4 protein-coding genes are annotated in these 6,000 nt (G+C 57.2%); all 4 read left to right on the forward strand.

Going from position 1 to position 6,000, the window contains the following annotated elements:
• The first annotated feature begins 113 nt into the window (after positions 1 to 113).
• The gene (locus NO978_RS17225; RefSeq protein WP_257300797.1) at positions 114 to 608 is read left to right on the forward strand and encodes a hypothetical protein; all 495 of its coding nucleotides are present in this window, start codon (positions 114 to 116) and stop codon (positions 606 to 608) included.
• Between the two features lie 510 nt (positions 609 to 1,118).
• The gene (locus NO978_RS17230) at positions 1,119 to 4,376 is read left to right on the forward strand and encodes a DUF499 domain-containing protein (protein ID WP_257300798.1); all 3,258 of its coding nucleotides are present in this window, start codon (positions 1,119 to 1,121) and stop codon (positions 4,374 to 4,376) included.
• The gene (locus NO978_RS17235) at positions 4,373 to 5,005 is read left to right on the forward strand and encodes a hypothetical protein (RefSeq protein WP_257300799.1); all 633 of its coding nucleotides are present in this window, start codon (positions 4,373 to 4,375) and stop codon (positions 5,003 to 5,005) included. Before NO978_RS17230 ends, NO978_RS17235 begins: the two co-directional genes overlap by 4 nt.
• A 6-nt stretch (positions 5,006 to 5,011) precedes the next feature.
• Complete coding sequence (locus NO978_RS17240; RefSeq protein ID WP_257300800.1) at positions 5,012 to 5,890, forward strand: DUF1156 domain-containing protein; 879 nt, start codon at positions 5,012 to 5,014, stop codon at positions 5,888 to 5,890.
• Positions 5,891 to 6,000 lie beyond the last annotated feature (110 nt).

A 6,000-nucleotide genomic window follows, 5' to 3' on the forward strand; every position in this document is an offset into this window, starting at 1 on the left:
ATAAAGTCGGAATCGCAGTCTCTGCTACCATGGACACCCTCTGGAATGCCCATAGAATCGCCCTTGGATACGATATCGAGAATACGTCGGACGAGAGTTACGGGGGTGAGTAGATGGTTCAACTACACAAGGTCAGTGGAAATGCAAAGACCTCGTACGGAGTTTACGTGAACAAAGCCCTGATTGACCTCGCTGGATGGGAGGATGGGGATTCACTCCGGATTACCGTGATTGACCACGACCTCATCCTCGTCACCCGTGAAAGTATGCCTACAGAGCAATGGATTGAGCTCTACGATGCGGGCACCACGGGGAAGACCATGGATGAACTGACGCCAGTCGAACTCGTGAGGCTGCTCGATGTAGGAGAAGGCGAAGATGGTCGCCGCCCATCGACCGTGTCCTCCTTAGCACCTCTCGGCGGTTCTGGCCATCGAATTCTCTTGACGAATGCGGCGAAGCGGCTCCAACTTCATGCGGGGACCGGTATCCGCCGCCGAGCAAACGAGGGGGTTGTCGTGCTCATCCCGACTCCGACAGCAACTGATGAAGTCAATAAGCGAGCAAAAGACGTTCTCGATGCTCGCGGAGCACAGATATCTGGTTAGGCACGGAGAATCCCCCTTCAACCGTGGTAGGTAAATACGGCTGAAACGTAGGTAAAAGCACAGCAGAGACGCTGAAGCGGGGGTCGAGGCCCCTACAGCAGCGGTGGACCACCAACCTACCAGTGTTGGCAGGTCGGATTCGCGGGAATCTGGTAGCAACCCACCGGTTCAGCCCAAAAATAGAGAAATAAAGCCGAAATCTAGCCGGACTCTCTCTGTACTCCCCTATATAGCCTCCTCGGTTAGGAGGCAGTTTACTACCTACAGGGGGTCCCACGGAGGTCCCGCTGTCAGTTAGACCAAAATCTGTCCTACCAACACTGGTAGGTCAGAATACTACCACACTGTTCGGAGGAACCGATATTCACTACCACCAATAGAATCATTGACTATTATTGTCGAAGCCGGAAACGGACGTAACTACTTACTACCCCCACTGCATCTGTCCCGATATCATCAATGCCTCCACAAGTTCCCACACTCTTTGAGTCGTGTACTCCACACGACGACGTGCTGTCCGGGTCACTCTCGGAAAACGAGTTCGCGGCGAAGCTCTCCGATGTGGTCTTCCGAGCGGATGAGGCTCCGGACATCTACGGCGACCCCGACACCTTCTTCTCGAAGACGTATGCAACAGACGGGCTACAAGACCTTCTGACGCTCCTCGCCAAGCGCTACGCAGGGAAGGAGACGGGAGAATTCAGCGGTGAGGACGGGTTGCTCTCTCTCGACACCGTGTTCGGGGGAGGGAAAACGCACTCGCAGATAGCTGCCTATCACTTCTCCCAAAACCCGGATGCTATCGAGGATTTGGAGAAATATATCGTCGACGAGGAGGCGTTGGCCGAGTTCGAGAACATCAAAAATGACCTCTCTGTTCGAACAGCCGTTTTCGAGGGAGGTTACGTCAGCGCGACCAACGCCAAGTGCAACAAGGACGACGAGAACGCCCCGAATACGCAGACGATGTGGGGCGAGCTCGCGTATCAGCTCGCTGGAGCGGACGGATACGCGAAGTTTAGCGAGTACGATGACAACCGCGTCGCACCCGGAGAGTCGGACATCACGGAACTCTTCGACACACTCGACGACCCGGGACTGGTGCTCATCGACGAGGTAGCCCAATACTTCGAACAGGCTGCCGCAGTCGGCGTCGAAGATTCGACGTTGGCCGACCAGACTAACTCGTTCCTTTGGTCGCTTATGCGAGCGAGCCAGAACACGGACGCAGTCACGGTCATCCTTTCAGTTTCTGCTACTGCGTTCGAGGACCGCGCGAAAGAGGTGCAGGACCTCATCGACGACCTTGACGATATCTCCGAGCGGACCGAGCACTCGGTGACTCCTACCGAGGACGACGAGGTCGCGGCAGTCCTGCAACACCGTCTGTTCGAATCCGTCGATGACGATGTCGCTGCCCGAGTCGCCGAGGAGTACCAGAGCTACTATCGCAAGTTCGAGGACGAACTCCCCGACCGGGTGACCAAAGCCGAGTTCCGCGAGCAGCTCGAACAGGCCTATCCGTTCCACCCGACGCTCATTGACCTGCTCGGGAAGGAGATTGACACGCTCCCGAGCTTCCAGCGCACGCGCGGTGCGCTCAAACTTGTCTCACGAGCAGTCCACCGCATCTGGAACGACCGAGACACCAACGAGGGCCGCCACTACGTCCGGACATTCGATATGCACCCCTCGGACGACCACGTCTGGTCGACGCTACTCGACCTCTTCGAGCACATCGAGCAGGACCTCCGGACGGCCTCGAAGTCGGACATCTACACGAACGACGGCAAGGCCGCGTGTCAGTACGAAGACGACAACTGGACGCCGATGGGCCACCCGCCGATTGCGACTCATCTCGGCACGAGCATCCTTTGGAAGAGCATCGTCTCCGGGGGGAATCGCGGTCGTGGTGTAACTCGACGGAAGCTCTGGGAGATGATTCTGGAACCCGGGGTCGAGCTCGACCACTACCGTGATGCTCTGAAGAACCTGAACGAGACGGGGTCGAACCCAGACACGGAGGCATTCTTCCTCTACGAAACAGAGAACGGACTTCTCCGATTCAAAGGCGAACCCAAAATCTCGAAGCTAATCACGAACGAGGCGCAGCAAATCGAGCCGGGCGTCGCTCGGAACCGACTCGAACAGACGATTCGTGGAGCTCTCGGTGGTGGGGTCTTCGAAACCATCTACGACCCACAGGCCCCCTACGAGGTCCCTGACGACTACGACACGGTGCGGCTCTGCGTGATGGGATTCGACGCAGTGACCGTCACCAGCGACCTCGACAAGCCTCCAGAGCTACTCCAGACGCTGGCGAACAAAACTGGCAACTCGCCGGGCTCGGAAAAGAAGCGAGTCTTCCGCAACAACCTCGTCTTCCTCGCTGCTGGCGAGCAAGAGACAGACGGGGCGCTCGACCACGCACGGCGCGTGAAAGCGATGGAGCGGATTCTCAACGGAGAGGCGTGGGAGGCCGAGCTCAACAGCGCTCAGCGCGACGACCTCGACGAGCGCCTCCAAAAGGAATCGGCTCTCCTCGGTGAATCCGTCCGACAATCCTATCGGCACCTTTACTACCCAGACTCCGACGGGCTATCGAACGATACCATCGACTCAGTCAACGACAGCTCGGACCTCCACGACATCGTCTTCGAGAATCTGGAGAGCCTCGACAAGCTCATCACGCAGGACGAGGGCGCACTCGGCACGACGTGGTTCCGGAACCGTATCTGGCAGTCGGAGCCAGACTCGATGACGACGCTGGACATCCGCAAGCTCGTCGCGAAGCGGACGGACATCCGCATCCTCCTCGACCCGAGGCCGCTACGAGCCACCATCCGGGCCGTGACGACCAGCGACATGTCGACGTACGTGTTCTGGGACGATACTGCCGACGAAGGCTACTGCTCGGAGGGAATGACTGTGAACACCGCGGAAGGTGAGAAAACGCTCTCCGAGGCAGAGCAGATGTCGGCAGACCTCCCGATGTCGAGTGTCCTGATTAGCGACGACCACCACGTCTACGGGGACGGGGAGAAACTGCTCGCCGAGCACGACCTCGACTTCCCCGAGGGGACCGAGGAAGGAGGCGAAGACCAAGGTGGCTCGGAAGGAGGAAGCAGTAGTGGTACTGGCGGCACGGGCGGAGGTACCAGCGGTGGTGGGACTGGTGGGGGAATCAGTCCGCCGCGGCGTTCCGAACTGTCGTTCAACGTCAGCACGGACTCGCCGAGTGCAATCACGGGCGCGTTCTCGGACGTGAACGGCGGCATCGACCAGAAGAAGATGCGTCTGCGGGACAACTACGACGTGTCCAGCAGCGATATCGTCGTCGAGGTCGACGCCATCGAAATCGAATTGGAGGGCGACCAAGTCTGGGAGCGGGCGTGGTTCATTTCGAACAAGCTCAAAGATTTAGATACCATCGGGGAAGCAACCTCCATCGTGTTCGAATACGTCGCACAAGGAGCCGACACCTCTGCCAGTGTCTTCGAGGCTGGCTTCGAGGGGTCTGCAGCCGAGTTCGCCGACCACTTCGGGACGAACCATATCCCGGAGAGCTTCATCAGCGCGGGCGGGGACTCGGAAGGAGAAGCAGTCCTGACTATCGACACAGAGTCGATGGAGGACAGCTCCCGTGAAGCAACTCTCGACGTACTACAGGAGGCACTCGAAAGCCTCGGTGGGATTAACAACGTGGAACTGGTCGTCTCAGGAGTTGTGAAAGAGGCATCGGAGCAGAGTGAAGAGGTGAGTGCATGAGCATTGAGGCGGAGTCGTTCGCCTACGGTAGTAGCATGTACGGCGGCCGGCCGACGTTCGCCTTGACGCGTCGGCTAGGCGACGACGCGGGTCTCACGCTATATGAACTGATTCCCGAAGACCTCGCAGATGGACGCCAGAAGCGGTTCAGTCGAGCGAACAGCAACCGGACGCTCACGAGGACCGGCATCACGGACGCGATTCCGGACGCACAGGAAGATTCGACCGGCGTCCTCGACCTCTCCAACGTCGGGGCACCTTCTGCCCGCACTCCCAACGACTGGCAGTGGAACGATTGGTGTGCCCTGAAAATCACGACCCTCTCCGACAGCCGTCAGCAGGCCGTTCACCGGTTGGTGCGTGACGTGCTGAACGACAGTGGGATTGACACCGATTTCGTGATGCGCGGAGAGGGCTCGGCCGTACTCTCCGAAAGTAGCGGGATTCGACTGACCATCGCGTTCCTCGCGATGAAGCGGCTCCAGAAGTATGAGAAGCTGACTACTGTCGCGGACAGCATCGCACGGATGAGTCTGGAGGAGTGCTACTACTGGCACGCGAAGTGCCGGTCTCCATCCAGTCCGAACGGAGTGAAAGCGCTGCGAGTACTGCTTGCCGACCATCTCTAACAACTCATGACTGACAACACCGATTCAGTAGAGGACCGCAAGTTCAAACCCGTCAAAGCCGAATCAGTTCTCCCGACAAAAACCGTGGGAATAGAGTGCCTGAAAGAGGCTAATCCGGAGACTATGTCTCCTCACCGGAATATCTTCAAATGGTTTGCTCGGCGACCTACCGCAGCGACACGGCTAGCGATTTTGGCATCAATTCTCCCACAGGATGTTTCCGATGAAGAACTCCTCAAATATCTGTGTGTAGGACCGAAGGAAAATATAGATGGGAATCTCTCCGATTACGTTCTCCGAAAATACTCAACCAAAGACAATCGTTCAGGAACTATTGAAGAGCACTTTGGTTACGAATACCCACACCGCCGAGTCCCGTCTGAGTCTGAATTTGAGAACCTGCATGAGCAACTAAGAGAACACTGGGATGGAGACTTACCAGTAGTTCTTGACCCGACAGCGGGCGGAGGGACGATTCCGTTAGAAGCTCTTCGATACCGTCTCCCGACGATTTCTAATGAGCTAAATCCGGTCGCGTGGTTGCTCAACAAGGTTATCCTTGACTACGCGGTCTCTGTCGGGTCAATTCAATCTGAACTGGAGAAGTGGATGTCGGAGATTGAGAGCCATGTTGAGAAGGAACTCAGCCAATTTTTCCCCGAAAGGAACGGGGTTGCGCCAAGCCACTATTACCGGGCGTATAGTATTGAGTGTCCCTCCTGTGGCGGGAGACTACCTATAACGAACCGCTGGTATTTCAACCGAAGACGTAACGCTGCCGTATACCCCCTCTTCGAAGAAGAGAGACTCCAGTTCAAGGTTATTGACCCTACGGAATACGATACCCGAGAAGGATATGACCCCAATTCATCCGTCTTTAGTTAAGCCTCACACCTCGGTTGTGTAGCGGTAGCGAGCGTCTCTTGTAAGATTGGTCGTCGCTTGTGGATCTTTTGAGCGTCTTCGATCAGCCGGTCGAGCAGCGGCGGTGGTGA

It is taken from the genome of Haloarchaeobius sp. FL176, from assembly GCF_024609245.1.
Lineage (GTDB): Archaea > Halobacteriota > Halobacteria > Halobacteriales > Natrialbaceae > Haloarchaeobius.